At 55.4% G+C, this 20498-nt stretch carries 19 protein-coding genes; 14 read left to right on the top strand and 5 right to left on the bottom strand.

Translation table 11 applies throughout. From position 1 onward, the window contains the following. The first annotated feature begins 78 nt into the window (after positions 1 to 78). The 4 genes from AC1931_RS13070 to AC1931_RS13055 are packed head-to-tail and all read left to right on the top strand — an operon-like array spanning position 79 to position 5977. Positions 79 to 2244, top strand: coding sequence for an HAD family hydrolase (locus tag AC1931_RS13070; protein WP_483877719.1), 2166 nt, complete (start codon positions 79 to 81; stop codon positions 2242 to 2244). Next, positions 2231 to 3082, top strand: a complete 852-nt coding sequence (locus AC1931_RS13065; protein WP_483877718.1) for an HAD-IIB family hydrolase — start codon at positions 2231 to 2233, stop codon at positions 3080 to 3082. Before AC1931_RS13070 ends, AC1931_RS13065 begins: the two co-directional genes overlap by 14 nt. Before the next feature lie 56 nt (positions 3083 to 3138). Beyond that, positions 3139 to 4029 carry a PfkB family carbohydrate kinase gene (locus tag AC1931_RS13060; RefSeq protein ID WP_483877717.1) on the top strand — a complete coding sequence of 297 codons (891 nt, stop codon included), beginning with the start codon at positions 3139 to 3141 and terminating at the stop codon, positions 4027 to 4029. Further along, positions 4022 to 5977, top strand: a complete 1956-nt coding sequence (locus tag AC1931_RS13055; protein ID WP_483877716.1) for an amylosucrase — start codon at positions 4022 to 4024, stop codon at positions 5975 to 5977. Before AC1931_RS13060 ends, AC1931_RS13055 begins: the two co-directional genes overlap by 8 nt. Positions 5978 to 5999: 22 nt before the next feature. Here AC1931_RS13055 and AC1931_RS13050 read toward each other — a convergent pair whose 3' ends face one another. Next, entirely contained in the window at positions 6000 to 6290 is a 291-nt protein-coding gene (locus AC1931_RS13050; RefSeq protein ID WP_483877715.1) for a hypothetical protein, read from the bottom strand. 223 nt (positions 6291 to 6513) lie between these two features. On the opposite strand from AC1931_RS13050, the gene AC1931_RS13045 reads away from it, so the two are divergent. From AC1931_RS13045 to AC1931_RS13000, 10 genes are all read left to right on the top strand, one after another. Then, entirely contained in the window at positions 6514 to 7629 is a 1116-nt protein-coding gene (locus AC1931_RS13045; RefSeq protein ID WP_483877714.1) for a hydrogenase small subunit, read from the top strand. Between the two features lie 13 nt (positions 7630 to 7642). Further along, on the top strand, positions 7643 to 9355 hold the full coding sequence (locus AC1931_RS13040) for a nickel-dependent hydrogenase large subunit (protein ID WP_483877713.1): 1713 nt from the start codon (positions 7643 to 7645) through the stop codon (positions 9353 to 9355). A gap of 12 nt (positions 9356 to 9367) precedes the next feature. Further along, complete coding sequence (cybH, locus tag AC1931_RS13035; protein WP_483877712.1) at positions 9368 to 10069, top strand: Ni/Fe-hydrogenase, b-type cytochrome subunit; 702 nt, start codon at positions 9368 to 9370, stop codon at positions 10067 to 10069. A gap of 36 nt (positions 10070 to 10105) precedes the next feature. Then, positions 10106 to 10585, top strand: a complete 480-nt coding sequence (locus tag AC1931_RS13030) for a hydrogenase maturation protease (RefSeq protein ID WP_483877711.1) — start codon at positions 10106 to 10108, stop codon at positions 10583 to 10585. 8 nt (positions 10586 to 10593) lie between these two features. Next, positions 10594 to 12867 carry a carbamoyltransferase HypF gene (hypF, locus tag AC1931_RS13025; protein ID WP_483877710.1) on the top strand — a complete coding sequence of 758 codons (2274 nt, stop codon included), beginning with the start codon at positions 10594 to 10596 and terminating at the stop codon, positions 12865 to 12867. A 28-nt stretch (positions 12868 to 12895) separates the two neighbouring features. Beyond that, positions 12896 to 13585 carry a hydrogenase nickel incorporation protein HypB gene (hypB, locus tag AC1931_RS13020; RefSeq protein WP_483877709.1) on the top strand — a complete coding sequence of 230 codons (690 nt, stop codon included), beginning with the start codon at positions 12896 to 12898 and terminating at the stop codon, positions 13583 to 13585. A gap of 197 nt (positions 13586 to 13782) precedes the next feature. Continuing rightward, complete coding sequence (locus tag AC1931_RS13015; RefSeq protein WP_483877708.1) at positions 13783 to 14034, top strand: HypC/HybG/HupF family hydrogenase formation chaperone; 252 nt, start codon at positions 13783 to 13785, stop codon at positions 14032 to 14034. Next, positions 14021 to 15139 (top strand): hydrogenase formation protein HypD, encoded by a 1119-nt coding sequence (gene hypD, locus AC1931_RS13010; protein WP_483877707.1) that lies wholly within the window; start codon positions 14021 to 14023, stop codon positions 15137 to 15139. Before AC1931_RS13015 ends, hypD begins: the two co-directional genes overlap by 14 nt. Further along, positions 15139 to 16128: a hydrogenase expression/formation protein HypE gene (gene hypE, locus AC1931_RS13005; protein WP_483877706.1), complete on the top strand. Its 990-nt coding sequence runs from the start codon at positions 15139 to 15141 to the stop codon at positions 16126 to 16128. Before hypD ends, hypE begins: the two co-directional genes overlap by 1 nt. After that, positions 16128 to 16472 carry a hydrogenase maturation nickel metallochaperone HypA/HybF gene (locus AC1931_RS13000; protein WP_483877705.1) on the top strand — a complete coding sequence of 115 codons (345 nt, stop codon included), beginning with the start codon at positions 16128 to 16130 and terminating at the stop codon, positions 16470 to 16472. The genes hypE and AC1931_RS13000 overlap by 1 nt, the downstream gene beginning before the upstream one ends. A gap of 359 nt (positions 16473 to 16831) precedes the next feature. Here the strand turns inward: AC1931_RS13000 and AC1931_RS12995 are convergent, their stop codons facing one another. The 4 genes from AC1931_RS12995 to AC1931_RS12980 all read right to left on the bottom strand — a co-directional run bounded on the left by AC1931_RS12995 (position 16832) and on the right by AC1931_RS12980 (position 20497). After that, entirely contained in the window at positions 16832 to 17593 is a 762-nt protein-coding gene (locus AC1931_RS12995; RefSeq protein ID WP_483877704.1) for a LolA family protein, read from the bottom strand. Positions 17594 to 17659: 66 nt separating this feature from the next. Then, on the bottom strand, positions 17660 to 18253 hold the full coding sequence (locus AC1931_RS12990) for a hypothetical protein (protein WP_483877703.1): 594 nt from the start codon (positions 18251 to 18253) through the stop codon (positions 17660 to 17662). Further along, a complete protein-coding gene (locus AC1931_RS12985; protein ID WP_483877702.1) occupies positions 18250 to 20100 on the bottom strand; it encodes a chemotaxis protein CheA in 1851 nt (616 codons plus the stop codon). Before AC1931_RS12985 ends, AC1931_RS12990 begins: the two co-directional genes overlap by 4 nt. Positions 20101 to 20131: 31 nt before the next feature. Then, a complete protein-coding gene (locus AC1931_RS12980) occupies positions 20132 to 20497 on the bottom strand; it encodes a response regulator (protein WP_483877701.1) in 366 nt (121 codons plus the stop codon). Between the last annotated feature and the right edge of the window lies 1 nt (position 20498).

Below are 20498 nucleotides of genomic sequence, written 5' to 3'. Positions count from 1 at the left end.
AGCTTATCGATCCTGGCGGGGCAACAACCTTGTACCTGGAGAATTTTTCGGTAGCGCCCCGGCTGAAAGGCAACCACCATGACAGACCCCGAAAAGCCCCTCTATCCGGCACTGATCAGTGTCCATGGCTTGCTCCGCGGACACAACCTGGAGCTGGGTCGTGACGCCGATACCGGCGGTCAGACCCTGTATGTGCTGGAACTGGCCCAGGCCCTGGCGCAGCGGGACGATGTTGACCGGGTGGACCTGATCACCCGCCGGGTGGTCGATCCGGCTGTTGACGCTGATTACGCTGAGCCGCTTGAAGAAGTTTCCGCCAAGTTGCAGATTGTCCGGGTGACTGCCGGGCCCGACGAGTACCTGCCGAAAGAGCAGTTGTGGGATCATCTGCACACCTTTGTGGATCAGCTCTACGATTACTTTCGTGAACAGGGGCGTTGGCCCGACATCTTCCACAGCCACTACGCCGATGCCGGCTGGGTGGGAGCACGCCTGTCGCAACTGACCGGAATTCCCCTGATTCATACCGGCCACTCCCTTGGTCGGGTCAAACGCAGGCGCCTGCTGGCAGCCGGCCTGAGTCGGGAAGACATCGAAGAACGCTATAATATGGCCAGACGCATCGAAGCCGAAGAGTTGACCCTGGCAACAGCGGAACGGGTGATTACCAGTACCCAGCAGGAAATAGAGGAGCAGTACGGGCTCTATGATTATTATCAGCCCAAGCAGATGCGCGTGGTGCCACCAGGGACCAATCTGGAACTTTTTACCGCACCAACCGGCAATGAACTCGACCTGCCGCAGTTTGCCCTGCTGACCAGGCATTTGAAAGATTCTCAAAAACCGATTATTTTCGCCCTGTCCAGACCGGACAAACGCAAGAACATCACCAAGCTGGTAGAAGCCTATGGTGAGAGCAGAACGCTGCAGGATCTTGCCAATCTGGTGATTATTGCCGGCAATCGTGAGGATATTGACGATCTGGACGAGGGCGCTCGCGATGTTTTCTACGAATTGCTGGCGACGGTTGATCGCTATGATCTCTATGGTAAGGTAGCCATTCCGAAGCAGCACAGGCGAGATGATGTGCCGTTTTTTTACCGTATTGTTGCAGCATTAAGAGGGGTTTTTGTCAATCCGGCCCTGACTGAACCTTTTGGCCTGACCCTGATTGAGGCAGCGGCTTCCGGCCTGCCGATTGTCGCCACCCGGGATGGTGGTCCCCGGGATATTATCGGCAACTGTGATAACGGTTTTCTGGTTGACCCCCTCGATCCGCAGGAGATTGCTGACCGCTTGCTGCAAATACTTCAGGACAACGATCGCTGGCAATCCTTTTCGCAGCACGGGCTCAAAGGGGTTCGTGAGCACTATTCGTGGCAGGCTCATGCCGACCGTTATCTGCGCCTGGTGATTCCGGTGATCAAGCGCTATGAACCGCTGGAGCGTGAACCCTTGAGCCGCAGAGAAGCCCTTTACAGTGACCGTGCCCTGGTCAGTGGCCTTGATCAGAACCTGATCGGTGACGCACCTGCGCTTAACGAGCTGATGGCGCGCTGGCGCCGTCAGCGTAAAAGTACGGCAGTTATCATTGCCACCGGACGACGCCTTGATTCGGCCCTGGCGCTGATGAATAAACATGGTATTCCCGAGCCCGACATCCTGATCACCAGTGGTGGCACCGAAATCTACTATGCTCCGGAACTGGAAGGGGATCAGGTCTGGGCTAAATATATCGATTTCCAATGGTCACCTCACAAGGTACGCGAGGTCCTGAGCGATTATCCCGGCCTGAAACGACAACCCAAGATTGAACAGAGCCGCTTCAAGGTCAGTTATTACATCGATCCGACGATTGCCGATGTTGACAAAATCCGGCGCCTGCTCCACCAGGAGGGTCTGGCCGTCAATGTTATTATGAGCTTCGGCCAGTATCTGGATATTCTGCCGGCACGCGCCTCCAAGGGGCTGGCTTTGCGTTATGTGGCCGACCGGCGTGGGATTGATCTGGAAAGGGTTCTGGCCGCCGGGGGAGCCGGAGCCGATGAGGACATGCTGTCCGGCAATACCCTGGCGGTGGTAGTGGCCAACCGCCATCACGAAGAGCTATCCGGTCTGGTGGATACCGACAGGATCTATTTCGCCCGTCAGCCACTGGCCGCCGGGATACTTGAGGCGATTGACTATTACGACTTTTTCGGCGCTTGTCGCGATCCCAAAGAGCAGGTCGATGGTACAGAATAAGCCGCGGCTGTTGTTGTGTACCGACCTGGATCGCACCCTGATTCCCAACGGTACCGCGCTGGAGGACAGGCGGGCACGGGAGCTGTTCAGCAAACTGTGCCGCCATCCCGGTGTGAGTCTGGTTTATGTTACCGGCCGGGATCACCGGCTGGTGGTGGATGCAATTAAAACCTACGATCTGCCGCAGCCCGATTACGCCCTGACCGATGTCGGCTCGACCATTTACCGCATCGTTGCCGGCGACTGGCAACAGCTGGAAGCCTGGAGCCACCATCTTTCCGCCTGTTGGCCGAAGACAACAAGCCGGCGCATCAGGTCTATCGTTGACAGGGTATCCGGCCCTTGTCTGCAGGAAGAAGCCAAGCAGAACACCTTCAAGGTCAGCTTTTACGTTCCGCTGCAGCTTGATGTTGAGCAGATTATTGGGGACATCAACAGGCAACTGCAGCGGGAAGGGATAGCCGCAAACCTGATCTGGAGCATTGATGAGCAGAAGGGCGTTGGACTGCTCGATATCCTGCCTGATGGCGCGGATAAACGTCAGGCCATCAGGTTTTTGCAGCAACAGCTGGGCTTCGCTGACGATGAACTCCTGTTCGCCGGTGACAGTGGCAATGATCTGCAGGTCATCAACAGCGATATCCGTTCGATCCTGGTGGCCAACGCGGCCATTCCGATCAAGGAGGCGGCGTTAACCTGGGCGCGGCAGAACAATCAATCCGCGACTCTTTATCTTGCCGGGGGAGGACTGCTCGCCATGAACGGCAATTACAGTGCCGGCATCCTTGAGGGGGTCTGCCATTTTCAGCCGGCCTTCAGGTCGTATTTGATCCTTTAGCAACACAGCAGTGAGTGGGTTGTGGCGACGCCATCTTATGTAACGAAAGAGACGGCATGAAAAATCGACAGATTATGGTTTTCGGTGAAGTATTATTCGACTGTTTTCCAACCGGAGAGCAGGTTCTCGGCGGGGCCCCCTTTAACGTCGCCTGGCACCTGGCTGCTCTGGGGACTGATCCCTGCTTGGTTTCGGCCGTCGGCGATGATGATCTGGGTCGGCAGATTCTGGCCGCCATGACCAACTGGAATATGCGCACAGATGGCGTTCAGAACAAGCGGGAACATCCGACCGGCCGGGTCGAAGTGCAGATTGCAGAAGGCCAGCCCTCCTATCATATCAGCGAAGGCGTGGCCTATGATCATATTTGCGCGGATCTGTTACCTGCCGGCGGTGATGATTTTATCCTTTATCACGGCACCCTGGCCCTGCGTCATCAGCAATCGCAACAGGCGTTTGATGCCCTCGCCGCACGGCAGGGTTGCCGGCTGTTTGTTGACGTTAACCTGCGATCCCCCTGGTGGGATAAAGGTACGGTACTTCATCGCCTGGTGCCGGCACACTGGGCCAAGATGAACACGGATGAACTGGCTGATCTTGGTTTTGATGACCCGAACATCGACCAAGCCATGGCCCAACTGATGGCGCAAACCACGCTCGAACAACTGATCGTTACCAGGGGTGCCGATGGGGCGCTGGTACGCACCCGGGCCGGGGAACTGATCGCGGTGCCGGCCCCCCCGATCAAGCGCAATATCGACACGGTTGGCGCCGGCGATGCTTTTGCCGCTGTTTATCTGCAGGGGCTCATGGTCGGCCGGCCAATTGAGAAAAACATTACCATGGCGCAACAGCTTGCTGCCGACATCATTGGTATGCGCGGGGCAATCTCCACCGACAGAACCCTCTACCACTCACTGACGACGACAGGCTGTAACCATGTATGAACAGATCTCCCATGCGCTGCTGAATGATATTCTCAATCGTCTCAACGAGGAGATCTGCGAAGAGGATCTGCGCCACTTCTATACCCGCCTGGGTGCCAACTTTTACGCCATTCATTCCCTCTTTTACCGTCTCTACGGTGATCGGCCTGATTTTTCCGATCAGGCTCAGCGCCTGGTTGAAACCATGGCCCGACAGTATATCCGCCGGCCGGCGGCATTGCGCGCTGTTGATATCGAGCGGGAACGCGATTTCAGCTGGTTTCTGCATCAGAAGTGGGTCGGAATGGCCCTCTACAGCGAAGGCTTCGGGGGCAACCTGCAGGGGGTCTGCGACAACCTGTCCTACTTTCAGGAGCTGGGCATCAATCTGATTCATATTATGCCGATCATGAAGTGTCCGGAAGGTCGCAGTGATGGCGGCTATGCCGTCAGTGATTTTCGTGCCGTTGATCCCCGTGTCGGTACCCTGGAAGATCTCCAGCAACTGGCCGGCCAAGCTCGTAGTCGCGATATTCTGCTGACCCTTGATGTGGTGCTGAATCACACCTCTGATGAGCATGAATGGGCCCGGCGCGCCCGTGCCGGTGAAAACCATTACCGTGATTTTTATTTTACCTACCCCAACCGTAACGTTCCCGACATGTTTGAACAAAGCATGCCTGAGATCTTTCCTGAAACCTCCCCCGGTAATTTCACCTGGAACGAGACCATGCAGCGCTGGGTGATGACGGTTTTTAATGACTATCAGTGGGATCTGAATTACAGCAACCCGGCGGTCTTTATCGAAATGCTCGATATTGTTCTGTATTGGGCGAATCAGGGGGCCGACATCCTGCGTCTTGATGCCGTCGCCTTTTTATGGAAGAAGATCGGCAGTACCTGTCAGAACGAGCGTGAAGCGCATCTGATTCTGCAATTGATGAAAGACTGCGCTCAGGTCACCGCCCCCGGAGTCCTGTTTATTGCCGAGGCGATTGTCGCTCCGGTCGAAGTCATCAAATACTTTGGGGAAGACGCAGTCATCGCCAAGGAGTGCGAAATCGCCTATAACGCGACCTTTATGGCACTGCTATGGGATGCGGTGGCGACCAAAAATGCCAAGCTCCTCAATCAGGGGATCAAGAGCCTGCCGGTCAAACTCGAGCGCGCCACCTGGCTGAACTATGTGCGCTGTCATGATGATATCGGCCTGGGTTTTGACGACCATGATATCGACCTGGCCGGTTATGATCCGGCCAATCATCGCCAGTATCTGGTTGACTATTTTACCGGCCGCTACGCCGGATCTCATGCCCGTGGTCTGCCCTTCGGTCACAATCATCGGACCGGCGACAGCCGTATCTCAGGGTCTCTTGCTTCTCTGGTGGGCCTGGAATATGCCCTGGAAACCAGTGATGAAAACGCCTGCCATGATGCCGTCAACATTATTTTGTTGCTGCATGCCATGATCATGTCCTTCGGTGGCATTCCCCTGCTGTACTATGGCGATGAAATTGGTACCATCAACGATGATGCCTACCTGAGCGATCCTCACAAAGCAACGGACACCCGCTGGGTGCATCGCCCCACCATCGACTGGGAAAAGGCCGCCCGCCGCAACCAGCCCGGCACCATCGAGTACCGGATCTTCACTGCCCTTAAACGGATGATTGCGGTGCGCACTGAAATCAGTGTCTTTGCCGACTTCAACAATCGCGAACTGATCGAAGTACAAAGCCCGCATCTGTTTGTCTTTGAGCGCTATAACTGGATCAGTCGCCGTGATTCGGTGCTGGTGGCGGCCAATTTCGACGGTCATCCACATTCATTGAACCTGGGCGAACTCGAAACCTGGGGGCGGATTGATTATGGAAGGTTGGTCGATCTGTACAGCGGTAGTCAGCCCGACATGGTCAACCAGACCCTGGTAATACCGGGCTTCAGTTTTTACTGGCTGACGGAAAAGTAATTCCGGCAGTCCCCGGACTTGATTATTTGAGCAGAAACTCACGGAATAAAATTGCGTACACCTGCTCTTCCTCATCCCTGGTGATTTCCATTCCACGGATCTTCATGCCGTGCATCACCTGGCGCCATCCTGCTTCAGTGCGCCGTGTCTGGTAGACGATCGTGGCGCTGTGGCAGGTGCCGCAGTGCTCTTCGATCAACGGGATCTTCTGCTGACCGCAGGAGGTCAACAACAAGACGAAGGTACAAGCACCAACAATCAGGAAGACCAAAAGAAGAAGCCGCTGTAGAAAAAAAACCCTCAGAACATTCATGCGTTACCCGTAGGTGGTGCGCAATTTGAAACGGTTGTTTACAGCCAGACTAAAACCCCGCCCGGAACAAAGAGCAATACCCCTCCCCATTTACCCGACAAGCTACTGTAGAATCGGGGCAAAGATCCTGTTTTGTCAAGATAAAATTATTTGACTTTTAATAGAATCGTGTTTTAATCGTACTGAAATGTGTCTTTTAGCCCAGGGTGCGGAGGTGTGACCTATGACTGATTTCAAACAGATGTTGGCTGCTCACAATATTTCGCGACGGAGTTTTCTGAAATATTGTTCCGCCCTCGGGGCAATGATGGCGGTTCCTGCCTCCATGACCCCACGCATTGCTGCAGCACTTGAGAGCGACAGCCGTCCGCCGGTGATCTGGATGGAGTTTCAGTCCTGCACCGGCGATACCGAGTCATTGCTGCGTGCCAACCGCCCCGCGGTGGGCGAGCTGATCCTCGATCATATCTCCCTGGATTATCACGAGACGGTCATGGCAGCGGCCGGTGATCAGGCCGAAGCGAGCAAGCACGCCACCATGGAGAAATTCAAGGGGCAGTACATCTGTATCGTCGAAGGTGCGATACCGGTCGGGGCAGATGGCGTTTACTGCACCATTGCCGGCCAGACTGCCGCAGATATCATGAAAAAAGTCGGTGGCGATGCCGGTGTCATCATTGCCGTCGGCAGCTGCTCCTCTTATGGCGGACTGCCTGCCGCCTACCCCAATCCGACCGGGGCCGTCGGCGTCAGTGAACTGCTGCCCGGCAAAACCGTGATCAACCTGCCCGGCTGTCCGATGAATGTCGATAACCTGACCGGCACCATCGTCCATTATCTGACCTTCGGCAGCGCCCCGGCGATGGATCGCTTTGGTCGGCCTAAATTTGCCTACGGCAAACGGATTCACGATAACTGCGAACGCCGCAGCCATTTTGACGCCGGTCAGTATGTGGAAAACTGGGGGGATCATGGCCATCGTGAAGGCTGGTGCCTCTACAAAATGGGATGCAAGGGGCCGGCCAGTTTCCACAACTGCCCGACCTTACGCTGGAACGAAGGACTAAGCTGGCCGGTCATGGCGGGACACGGTTGTGTCGGTTGCAGCGAACCGGGCTTCTTCGACACCATGATGCCCATGTACCAACGGCTGCCGAACATCCCCGGTTTCGGGGTTGAAGCCTCAGCCCTTAAAATCGGTGGGGCGATCGTCGGTGCTTCGGCCGCAGTGTTTGCCACCCACGGTGCGGTCACAATGACCCGCAACTGGAAACAGGTTAGAGAAGCCAAGGCCGAGACCCGTGAATTGACCAAAGAAACCACCGACGCTGACGAATAAAGGGAGATAAGCGATGGCAAACAAAATAGTCGTTGACCCGGTTACCCGAATCGAGGGGCATTTGCGGATTGAAGCAACCATTGAGAACGGCGTCATTACCGATGCCTGGTCCAGCGCTACCATGTTCCGCGGCGTTGAAACCATCCTGAAAGACCGTGACCCACGCGACGCCTGGTATTATACCCAGCGCTTTTGCGGCGTCTGCACCACCGTGCACTCCCTGGCATCGATCCGCGCGGTAGAAAATGCCCTCAACATCCAGATCCCATTTAACGCCGAAATGATCCGCAACATCATCATGGGGATCCAGAACGTTCAGGATCACATGATCCACTTTTATCACCTCCATGCCCTTGACTGGGTCGATGTGGTGTCAGCCCTCTCGGCTGATCCGAAAAAAACTGCCGCCCTGCAACAGAGTATTTCGCCATGGAAATTTTCCAGTGAAAAATACTTCCAGGGTGTTCAGAACCGTGTTGGTGCCTTTGTCAAAACCGGCAAGCTCGGCCCCTTCACCAACGGTTACTGGGGACACGCGGCGATGAAGCTGCCGGCGGAAGCCAACCTGATGGCAGTGGCCCACTATCTTGAAGCACTGCACATCCAGAAGGAGATTATCAAGATCCAGGCGATTCTCGGCTCCAAGAACCCCCATCCCCAAACCTTCCTGGTGGGCGGCATGTCGATTCCGGTCGACCCCAACAGCCAGAATGCCATCAACGCCGACAAGATTGCCCAGATCCGCCAGTACATCGCCATGGCCAGGGAGTTTGTCGAGCAGGTCTATATTCCTGATGTCCTCGCGGTTGCTCCCTTCTATCTGGAATGGGCAGGTATCGGCGGCGGGCACAAGAACTACCTGTCTTTCGGTGATTTCCCCGAAGGGCGAAGCGGCTACCCCAACGATTTCTGGATGCCGGCCGGGGTCATCTTAAATGGTGACCTGACCAATATCATGCCGGTGGATCAGCAGAAAATAACCGAATATGTCACCCACTCCTGGTACGAATACAGCGGTGGAGACAGCGTTGGCAAACACCCCTACGAGGGAGAAACCAACTGGAAATACACCGGACCCAAGCCGCCCTATGATTTTCTTGATACCGACAATAAATATTCCTGGGTCAAATCACCGCGCTATGACGATAAACCGATGGAGGTTGGTCCCCTGTCGCGAATGCTGGTCGCTTATGCGTCAGGCCACAAGGAAGTTACCGATACCGTCAACCTGGTCCTGGGTAAGCTCGGCGTCGGCCCGGAAGTGCTGTTCTCGACCTTGGGTAGAACCGCAGCACGGGCGGTTGAAACCCTGATCATGGTTAACAAGATGAGTGACTGGCTCGATCTGCTGGTCGCCAACATGAAAACCGGCGATTATGCTATTCACAACAACGAAAAGTGGGATCCGTCCACCTGGCCGACCAATGCGCGTGGTTACGGTTTTCATGAGGCGCCCCGAGGTGCCCTCGGCCACTGGGTTGTGATTGAGAACAAGAGCATTAAAAACTACCAGGCGGTGGTACCAACGACCTGGAATGCCGGCCCGCGCGATCCCGCCGGGGTGCGTGGGCAATATGAAGAGTCGCTGATCGGTACGCCGATCGCAGATCCGCAGCGGCCGCTGGAAATTCTGCGCACCATGCACTCATTTGATCCCTGCATGGCCTGCGCGGTTCATCTCTACGATGAGGGTGGCAACCCTGTATCCAAGGCAAAAATTCTTTAGAGAGGCATCGTTATGGCAGAGATCTCGGGAACAACTGTTGATAAAGCTGAACAACCCATTGAATGCGCTGCCCGTAGTTTTCTCTATATCTGGGAGGGGCCGGTTCGGATCATTCACTGGCTGAATTTTTTCTGTATCATCATTCTGTCGTTCACCGGCTATTTTATTCACGATCCCTTCATGAGCTCAGCGCAGCATCCCTACATCATGGGGCATATGCGCCATATTCATTATGTCACCGGTGTGGTTTTTTCCGTGAGTATCCTGGCACGGCTCTACTGGTTTCTCGGTGACAGTTACTTCGCCAGCTGGCGGGCTATTCCCAATCCGTTCAACAAAAGTGACAGAAAAACATTCTGGGCCTATATCCGTTTCTACACCTTTCTCGGGAAGGACACCCCGCATCTGCTGGGACATAATCCGGTGGCTTTTTGCGCCTATACCCTGTTGTTTCTACTTTTTTTCCTGCAGATCCTTAGCGGTTTTGCCCTCTGGGCACAGGCGGACCCCAATAGTGCTCTTTATGGCGCAACCGGCTGGATTTTCGGCCTGGTCAGCAACCAGTGGGTGCGCTGGTTCCATTTCATGGTGATGTTTCTGGTGGCGGGATTTGTGATCAACCACATTTACAGTGTTATCCTGTTCGACTTCAAAACCAAGTCGGGGGAGATCAGTTCGATCTTCTCGGGCTGGAAACCTGATCGCCGTGATTGATACCGGGCTGCTACCATTCCTTAACAGGGACCAGCCGTGAAAAACTTTCTCGTCCTGGGACTTGGCAACCTGTTGATGAACGATGATGGCGCCGGGTTACAGGCAATTTACGCCCTGCAGGAGCGTTATCCGGATCGGGAAAATTTTCAGATTGTCGATGGCGGTACCCTGGGCCTTGATCTGCTCGGACATGTAGCCTGGGCCGACAAGCTGCTGCTGCTTGATGCGATCAACATCAATGAAGCTCCCGGCACCGTAGCATTGATCGCCGGAGAGGATATCAATCCGATCCTGGACCAACGTGTTTCCCCCCACCAGGTCGGCCTCAAGGATCTGCTTGAAGCAGCGGAGCTGATTGGTGATCGTCCCCCCGATGTCGAACTGCTGGGCATCCAGTATAATAATATCAACATGGAAATGACCCTGTCTGAAGCTGTAGAGCAGGGGTTACCCAAGCTGATTGGTGCTGCAAGTGAGCGCATTGAGGCTTTTCTGTCCAGCCGGCCGGATCTCTGACCGTCGCTATGCAACCTGACCAGGTTAATTCCACTGACCCCGATACAACAGAAAGTTATCAACTGCTTGTTAAGGGAACCGTTCAGGGAGTGGGCTTCCGCCCCTTTGTCTACCGGATTGCCCGTGCCGGCAATCTTTGCGGCCAGGTCGCCAACAGTCCCGCCGGTGTCGTCATCGAAGTCTGCGGGACTTGTGCCGATATCCAACACTTCTGCCGACAACTAAGAACAGAGGCACCGCCACTGGCACAGATCGATTCGATTACCGTTGAAAAGGTTGCTGCCATCGACCATCCGCAGGATTTTCGTATTGTCACCTCAACTACCAACTGTGTCACGGAAACCCTGGTACCGGTTGACATCAGCATCTGTGCCGATTGCAGCCACGAGCTGACCAGTCCCGGCAATCGCCGTTACCAGTACCCGTTAAATAACTGCACCAATTGCGGCCCCCGCTATACCATTATCCGTGATCTGCCTTATGATCGCGCGGCGACCGCCATGGCGCCCTTTCCCCTGTGTGATCACTGCCGGCAAGAGTATGAGAATCCAGCGGATCGCCGTTTTCATGCTGAGGCGACGGCCTGTCCTGTATGTGGACCGCGCCTGATGCTGACCGCTGCCAAGGGACAGGACGTTGTTACAGAACAACCCCTGAAGGAGGTAACAAAGCGGATAGGTCAGGGGCAGATCCTTGCCGTCAAGGGTGTCGGTGGCTTCCACATTCTCTGCGATGCGACCAGCAGTGCTGCCATTGCTCTACTGCGTCAGCGTAAACAGCGGCCCCACAAGCCCTTTGCCGTGATGGTGCGGGATGTGCCGATGGCCGAAGAATATGGCCTGTTTGATGAACAAAGTCGTAGCCTTTTGACCTGCCCCCAGCGCCCGGTGGTGCTGGTGCCCGATCGGGGGAGATTACCTTTTGAGGTTCATGGTGAACTTGACCGGGTCGGCCTGTTTCTTCCCTATACCCCGCTGCATCTGCTGTTGTTTGATCATGTGGACGGTCCGCTGATTGCCACCAGCGCGAACATTGCTGATGAGCCCATTATCACTGACGCGACCATGTTACAACAGCGGTTAGGAACGGTGGTCGATGCGGTGCTGGATATCAATCGTGAGATCGTCAACGGTTGCGATGACAGTGTAGTGACCACTGCCGCGGGCCGGACCTTGATGCTGCGACGCGCCCGCGGTTTCGCACCGGCGGCCATCAAGCTACCGGCGCCATTACCGCAACCGGTACTGGCCGTGGGCGCCGGTCTCAAAAACACCATCGCCCTGGGGTTTAGCGGGCAGGCGATCCTGAGCCCGCATATTGGTGACCTTGATGGCGTCGCGGCAGAAGGCTATTTCCAACGCACCATTGCCACCTTCAAACGGTTGTATGATTTTACCCCGGAACTGATTCTGTGCGACAAGCATCCGCACTATCTGTCGTCACAGTGGGCACGGCAACAGGATGTTCCGGTGCAGGAGGTTCAACATCATCATGCCCATGCCTTATCCGCAATGGTCAGCTGTGGTATGGGGTTTGACACCGAAATGCTGGCTTTCTGCTGGGATGGTACCGGCTATGGTGATGATGGCACCCTGTGGGGAGGCGAGGTGCTGCAAGCCAGTTATCGTGCTTATCAGCGGCGTTATCATGTACGCCCCATCCTGTTGCTCGGCGGCGAACAGGCGATCCGTGAACCGCGGCGCGTGGCCCTGAGCCTGTTGTTTGACTACTATGGTGAAGAGACGCTGCAGCTTGATACCCCCTGCACCAATGCATTCACCGGCGCGGAGCTTAAGATTCTGTTGCGGATGCACCAGCAGCGCCTGAATACACCGCTATCCTCTTCCATCGGCCGCCTGTTCGATGCCGTAGCTGCGTTGCTGGGAATCTGCAACCGGATGAGCTTTGAAGGACAGAGCGGCATGTTGATGGAAAAATATTACGATCAAAGCCTCAACCTCTGTTATGGTTTCACTATCGAGGCGGGTGTCATCGATTTCCAACCCACGATTGAGGCTTTACTTCAGGAGCATGATCGCGCCCGCGGGGTGACCGGATTTATCAACATGCTCACCGAGCTGGCCATGACGATTATGGTGCGGGAAGGGCACTCGGAAGCCCTGTTGAGCGGTGGGGTATTTCAGAACAGCCGGCTGGTGGCCGCGTTGCTGAAACAAGCGCGACAACGCGGTATGCAGCTGCACATTCCGCAGAATGTACCGGTACATGATGGCGGTATCGCTCTCGGGCAGGTAGCGGCAGCACTGGCAAGAGACCGTTAAAAAGGCTATCTATCTTTAAGGAGACACCATGTGTGAAGAATCTTCCGGCCGCAGCCAGCAGCAAGACAGCACCAGGATTGTTGTTGAACCACAGCAGAACCTGCTCAGCAACAACGATCACCTCGCCGGCCATATCCGCAAGCGTCTCGATCATCTGGGGATTCGCGGCATCAACCTGATGGGGTCTCCCGGCAGCGGCAAAACCGCCCTGCTTGAGGCCCTGATCGATCAATATCCCGCCGACAAGCTGACTGAGCTGGCAGTCCTTGAAGGGGATCTGGCTACCAATCGCGATGCCGACCGGATTAATACCAAAGGTGTCAAAGCCCAACAGATCACCACCGGTAGTGCCTGTCACCTGTCTGCTTCGATGGTGGCTGAAGCCCTGATCGGGGTGTCGCTGGAGGGGGTGAGAACCCTGTTTATCGAAAATGTCGGCAACCTGGTCTGCCCGAGCAAGTTTGCTCTGGGCACCCGGAAGAATGTGGTTGCCGTGTCTATTCCGGAAGGGGACGACAAGCCGATCAAGTACCCGGTCATGATTCGGGTGGCGGATATTGTCGTTTTAACCAAGACCGATCTGCTGCCGCACTTTGATTTCAACGTGGAGCGCTGCAAACAGGAAATCCTCCAGATTAACCATCACGCCAGGGTGCTGTTGACCTCGGCGAAAACAGGGGAGGGGATCAGTGAGTTGTGGCAGGAATTGCAGCAATAACGTGGCTTACTGAAGATCCGAACTCCTTGTCGAAAAGTTTCCGATTAGCGGATTGATGTAATAAAAAGTCGTGACGACAGCTCCAGAGTCGGGATATTTGAAAGCAGCGGGGACTGTTTGAGGCGTCAGCCGAGTTTTTCCCGCAAGAGAAGATATCCCGACTCTGGGGCTTAACGAAAGGTAAGGGGGTAACACCTATGTGTCTGGCCATTCCATCAAAAATTATCAGTATTGATCGCGATACCTGCATGGGAGAGATCGATACCATGGGGGTATCGCGTGAAGCGAATTTTTCCCTGGTTGACGAAGAGCTTGCTGTTGGCGACTGGGTGTTGGTGCATGTCGGACTGGCCATCAGTCGCATCGATGCCGATGAGGCCCAAAAGACCCTCGACATGTATCAGGAGATTCTACAGCTGCAGGACGGAGAACTGAATGCCGGCGGCTGACACCCTGCTGCAGATGGTGCGCGATACCGCTGCGATTTGTGCCTTTGCCGGTCAAATCGGGCAGCAAGCCTCCCACCTGAAACAACCCCTGCGGATCATGGAAGTCTGCGGTGGCCATACCCACGCCATCCTCCAGTACGGTCTGGATCAACTGCTGCCTGACAGCATTCGCCTGGTTCACGGACCGGGGTGCCCGGTCTGCGTCCTGCCGCAACACCGGATTGATGCGGCGATCAACCTGGCCCGGCGGCCCGACACCATTCTGGTCACCCTGGGCGACATGATCCGTGTTCCGGGCAGTGGTGGTGTTTCCCTGCAGCAAACCCGCGCTGCCGGTGCCGATGTCCGCTATCTTTATTCTCCGCTTGACTGCCTTACCATTGCCGCCCAAAACCCCGATAAAACCGTTATCTATTTTGCTATCGGCTTTGAAACCACCACCCCCATGACCGCCCTGCTGCTGGAACAGGCATTTGCTCGGCAGCTATCCAATCTGTATATTCACAGCAACCACGTGCTGGTGCCACAGGCAATGGAACTGATTCTGGCCGGGGGTGGAGCCATTGATGCTTTTATTGCACCCGGACATGTCAGTGTCATGGCCGGTGCCGAGCAATACCGGTGCCTGGCGGAAAAACACCAGGCACCGGTGGTGATTGCCGGCTTTGAGCCGGTTGATCTGCTGGACGCCGTTCTACGGATTATCAATCAGGTCAACGACGGACGCGCTGAGGTGGATAACGCCTACAGCCGTTTCGTCAAAACCGCCGGCAATCGTAAAGCCCGACAACTGGTTGAAAAATATTTTGAACCCGACGATGATTTTCTCTGGCGCGGCATCGGCCGCATCCCGGGTTCGGCATTGAAACTCCGCGATACTTATGCCGAACGTGACGCCGAGATACAGTTTTCCCAATCCTGCCCGCCACCAACAGAAGAAAAACCCGGTAACTGTTTGTGCGGTTCCATTCTGATGGGGCTGGCCCAGCCGACCGACTGCCCCCTGTTTGCCGACGGCTGTACCCCGCAGAATCCGCAAGGGAGTTGCATGGTCAGTAACGAAGGTGCGTGCGCTGCTTACTACAAGTACCGGAGGGCTTGCTGATGGACACCATCGAGCTGGCCCACGGATCGGGTGGTCTGGAAAACCAGGAACTGATTCGGGAACTGTTCTTTGTCGCTTTTGACAACCCGATTCTTGCCGGTTGTGAAGATGCGGCCCGGATCGATGGCGGCGCGCTGGCCGTCAGCACCGACAGCTTTACCGTCAGCCCCCTGTTTTTCCCCGGCGGCGACATCGGCAAGCTGGCAGTCGCCGGAACCCTCAATGATGTCGCTATGCGCGGTGCCCGCCCGGAATACCTGACGGTCGCTTTTATTATTGAAGAAGGCTTAAAAATGAACACGCTATCCAGTGTTGTCAAGAGCATGAAGGAAGAACTGCGCGTCAGCGGCGCGCAGGTGATTGCCGGTGACACCAAGGTGGTGCCGCGCGGTGCCATCGATCAGCTGATGATCAACACCACCGGTTTCGGCAGCATCGTCAGTGATTGCAATACCCGCCGTATCGCAGCGGGAGACCAGGTGATTATTTCCGGGGATATCGCTCGCCACGGCGCCTGTATCTTTGCCGCCCGTGAAGAGATCGCCATCAAGGGTCTGACGTCCGACTGCTGCAGCCTGTGGCCGGCGATTGCACCTTTACTGGAAGCAGGGCTCGGCATCCATGCCATGCGTGACGCCACCCGTGGCGGGATCAGCGCCGTATTTAACGAATGGGCCCAGCAGACCGGACTGTCCTTTATCTTGCGTCAGGACGATATTCCGGTCAGCTCCGAGGTGCGCGGCTTTGCTGAAATCCTCGGGATTGATCCCTACGTTCTTGCCTGCGAGGGGGTGTTCGTCCTTGCCGTCACGCCACGGGACAGTGCTGCCGTGATTGACCTGCTTCACCGCCACGGACATCCGCAAGCGGCGTTGGTCGGTACAGTGGAAGTGGCGCACCAGCAACCAGTGGTGCAGCTGCATTCCGCCTACGGCACCAGACGCCGGATGGAATATCCGTCCGGAGAAATTCTGCCGAGGATCTGCTGATGCACGAATTTTCAATTGTTTCGTCGTTGCTTGATCTGGTTGAAGCCAACGTCCGTAAACACAATGCCGGCTCCGCCACCAAAGTGGTGGTGCGGGTTGGCGAGATGTCCGGCGTGGTTGCCGAGCTGTTGGCAGAGGCGTTCCACGTGTGTAAACGCGGCACTGTTGCCGAGCAGGCGGAGCTGGTGGTTGAAAAGCAGGAGGTGCTGATCCGCTGCAACTGTGGTTACCAGGGAGCGATCAAAGACAGGCGTTTTATCTGCCCCGTGTGTGGGGTTGCCGATGTCGACGTAACCGCCGGTGAGGAGATGATCCTGCAGCAACTTGAGCTGGATCTTGAATAGACAGATTCGTTGTAGATATTAAAAGGGAATGCGATCATCATCGTCGTGATACCGCATCATATCATTCACCAAGGCCAAAAACACCCCGAACACTTCACATAAGTTCTTAACAGTTTTGCTATAAGTCATCTTCTCATAAGGTTTTTTGTTTTTTCATAGCTTTAATGCCGCATCGATCTCTCTACAAGTCGCTCCACACCGGTGGAAAGCTCTTTTTGCTGACTTTTCGGAGCGTTTGCCAAAAGTATGGCGGCGGGCGGGGCCGCGACCCCGCGACTTAGTCTTTAATGTTGTTGTTGACTGGTCAGGACAGTTTCAACAACCATTAGAACCGGCGGTTCACGCCCTAAACATGGTTCTCAAAAACCGGGCATCTGCGCAGCAGGTGACAGTTGCTCCACCCCTTCAGGCACCTCAAACACAAACTCGCTATCAGCGGGATCGAGGTTCCAGCGCACATCAACAAAAGTGATCCGGGTGAGGTTATCCTGCGGATCGGTCACCTGGGTTGCCACCAGGGGAAACACCTGAGAGTTGCCCCCCTGGAGCGCCGCTACCGCCTGCTGATTGACGACCACCTCGATCTGCTTGAAAAATTGCGATGGCCGCTTCGGTGTCAGCAATAGGATATATTGCCCGTTTTCGTCCCGGCGACTCTTGCCCCAGGCGATGTCAAAGTTCTGCGCCAGATTCCCCAGGCCAGTAAAAAAAGCCGCCGGGTTGTCACCATATTCATCCTCAATTTCACCAACCTGGCTGACAATCACCTGACGGTTTTCGGGTACATACACCCACAGGCTGGTGCCATCGGACAGAATCTGCTGTTCATTAGGCAGCTGATAATCCCAACGAAACATGGGCATTGCTGAACTGCCCCGGGTTTCAGGAGGAAACTTGAACCATACCTGGCCTGCACCGCGCTGCACGCGATCAATAGCAACAACCGTTGATAACTGGACAAAATCGGCGGAAAAATCGCGTATCTGTTGCGTCGCCGGGGTCGTTACCCTGAAGGGTGTTTCCAACGCCGCGAGAACATTGGTTAGTTCTTCGTCCGCTATGGCAGGTACGGCCCCAGCGACCAGTAGCAGCCACGAAAACAACAGCACCAACAACTTCATATTGAGAGTTCTCCTTTAATAAACAATTCCGTCATATTAGCACTTTTTTCTTTCCTGCGCGCACCATCACACGTCAGGGAAAGTCTTGGTGCTGTCGTCGCTGTGCAGGCTGATAAAAACGCCCCCCCTGGCGGCATCCGGCCCAGCTGCTGGAGCGATAATAAACAGCGGCAACGCATACATCTGGTGGCTTTCTGCTGTTGCTCCAGGCCCTGCATGACACGGGTCGCCCAGGTGCAGATCAGGAACTCCGGGCAGGCCACCTCGGCCACACAATGATTCGAGTGCCCCGAGAAAAGCTGAAGCAACGATATTACCTGCTTCCTTTAATGCCGAACGGCCAATATCATTGAAAAACGGTGTGGTCACGCCTTCTCCGGTCAGAGCGGCGATCAGGTGCTGCGCAGCCTTCTTATCCAGCGCGAGGATAAAGGTCCCGGAAATTCTGCCGGACAGGCTCAAGGTCACCTCGGCGCCCTCGCAGCGCAGCTGTTGCAGGCAGGAACGGGCAGCAGCAGAGGAGGGGATAAAATCCTGACTTTTCAGTACCGGCCCGCCCCGCGGCAGCATCTGCCCGAGGCTTACCAGGGCAGAGCGTATCCCGGCCTCGATCAGACGACTGTCCGTGGATAATGTAATTGCATGGCCGGCAATCATCATACTCCTTTTTTTCGGCGCTCAAGCAGGGATTGTAAATCCAGCAAAAAAACCACTTGCCCATTACCCAGAATGGTTCCGCCGGCACACCCCGGGATCTGATCAAAGGGGTGCCCCAGGCGCTGGACAAAGACTTCCTGCTGACCGATCAGACGATCAACAACCAGGCCGATTCGACGCCCCATGACCTCTGTCACTACCAGGGGCAATGAATCATTTTTCGCGCCCTTCGGTTGTTTAAGTATTTTCCGCAGAGAGAGCAGCGGAATAAAAGCCTCCTGATATTGAACCATCAGCTGCTTACCGCTGCTGTGGATTTCCGCCGGACTGACTTCAACCGCCTGGATCACCCGCGTAATCGGAATGGCCATCCGCACGCCATCCGATTCAATCAACAGCACGCGGATAATCGCCAGCGACAGCGGCAGCTTAAGGGTGATACTGGTACCTTCACCCGGGGTCGAATCGATCAACACCAGGCCGCCAATCCCTTCTATCGCGGTCTTGACAACGTCCATACCAACACCACGACCGGAAATACCGGTGACGGTGTCGGCGGTCGAAAAACCGGGCTGGCAGATCAGCTGATACAGATCATAATCACGGACCGTCTTAACCTGGGCGCTGCTCAAGAGTCCACGCTCCCGGGCGATACGACGAATGGTCTGCGGATCAATCCCGCTGCCATCATCTGCCACTTGAACCAGAACCTGATCCCGATCGCGCCAGGCTCTAAGACTGATGACACCCTGCTCTTTATCCCTGAAGCCATGATCTACGGCATTGCGCACCATATGTGTCAATGGATCAACCAGTTCTTCAACAATTGCCCGATCTATTTCAATATCGGCACCGTCGGTCTGTAGCTCGATTTTCTTTGCACTGCTGCGTGCCAGATCGTGAACAAGACGTGACAACCGGGAAAACAGCGCCCGCAGTGACACCATTCGCACTTGCAATACCTGATGATGAAGGTTCTTGACCAGGCGTGACAATTGGCCGACACCATCGTCCAGATCAGACCAGTGCTGTTGTTTAAGGGCACTCTGCAACTGATAACGGATGGTAATCAATTCGCCGGTCAGATTAATCAGATGATCAAGACGCTCGGTACTGACCCGAACGCTGGCGCTCTTGGATGGACGCGCTTGGTTGCCGCTGTTGGGCTTCGGCTTGGGAAAAGAAATTTCCTCGACCTCACTATATTTTGCCAGCTGCGCATGAATATCTTGCAGTGCCAGTCGGGGGCGCAACTGCACCAGCAAACGCCCGTCCACCTTATCGTTCATAATCTGTTCGAGAGACGGCCAGGACTTCAGCACGGTGCCGAAATCACTGCACTTCTTCAGCAGCACCAGCAATCGTGGGGCGGTTACCGGGACCCTTTCAGCCAGGGCCATCTGTAACAGGACAGGCTCAGCAGCACCAGTCCGGCTACCCTCTTCTTTTTCCGGCTGCGCCTGATTCACAGGAAAATCGGATCGCACCCTTAAGGTCTGCATCTGCAGATACGACTCAACACTGCGCTCGTCGCGCCCTTGAGTGATATCATCATGCAGGGCCTCCAGCAGGTCGACTCCTGCCAGCAACTGATCAATTTCTGCGGTGTTGACAGAACCGCGCTTACGACACAGATCGAGATCATCTTCGAGACGATGGGCCAGGCGGGCGGTTTCGACATATTCCATCGTCGCAGCCATGCCCTTGATGGAGTGGGCCTCACGGAACAGGGCATCGATCTCCTGATGGTTTTCCGGATCGCTGTCAAGGCGCAGCAGTATCTCGGACATAGCCTGCAGATGCTCTGCCGCTTCAACCAGATACATGTTGCGGTATTTTTCTTTATCCATCTTTTTTATCCAGTGGTTTTAGACAACAGGATCAGCCCGCCACAACCCGTTCGGCAACTTCCAGAACCTGATCACTCTGAAACGGCTTGACAATAAAGTCCCGGGCTCCGGCTGTGATCGCATCGAGGATCAGATGTTTCTGCCCCAATGCGCTGCAAACAACAACCCGCGCCTGCGACTCCAGCTGCAGGATTTCTTTTAGTGCTTCAATCCCGCCCATAACCGGCATCACGATATCCATGGTGACCAGATCCGGGCGCTGCTGCTGATATAGAGCCACCGCCTGTTCCCCGTTTTCAGCTTCTCCCACAATCTCCCATCCCGCCTGGGAAAAAATATCAATCAGCATCTTGCGCATAAAAAGCGCGTCATCAACAACCAGAACGCGTCCGGGCATA

It is taken from the genome of Pelovirga sp. C15f, assembly GCF_057178085.1.
Note: the sequence above shows the minus strand (reverse complement) of the source record. Positions and strands in the feature narration are given on the sequence as shown.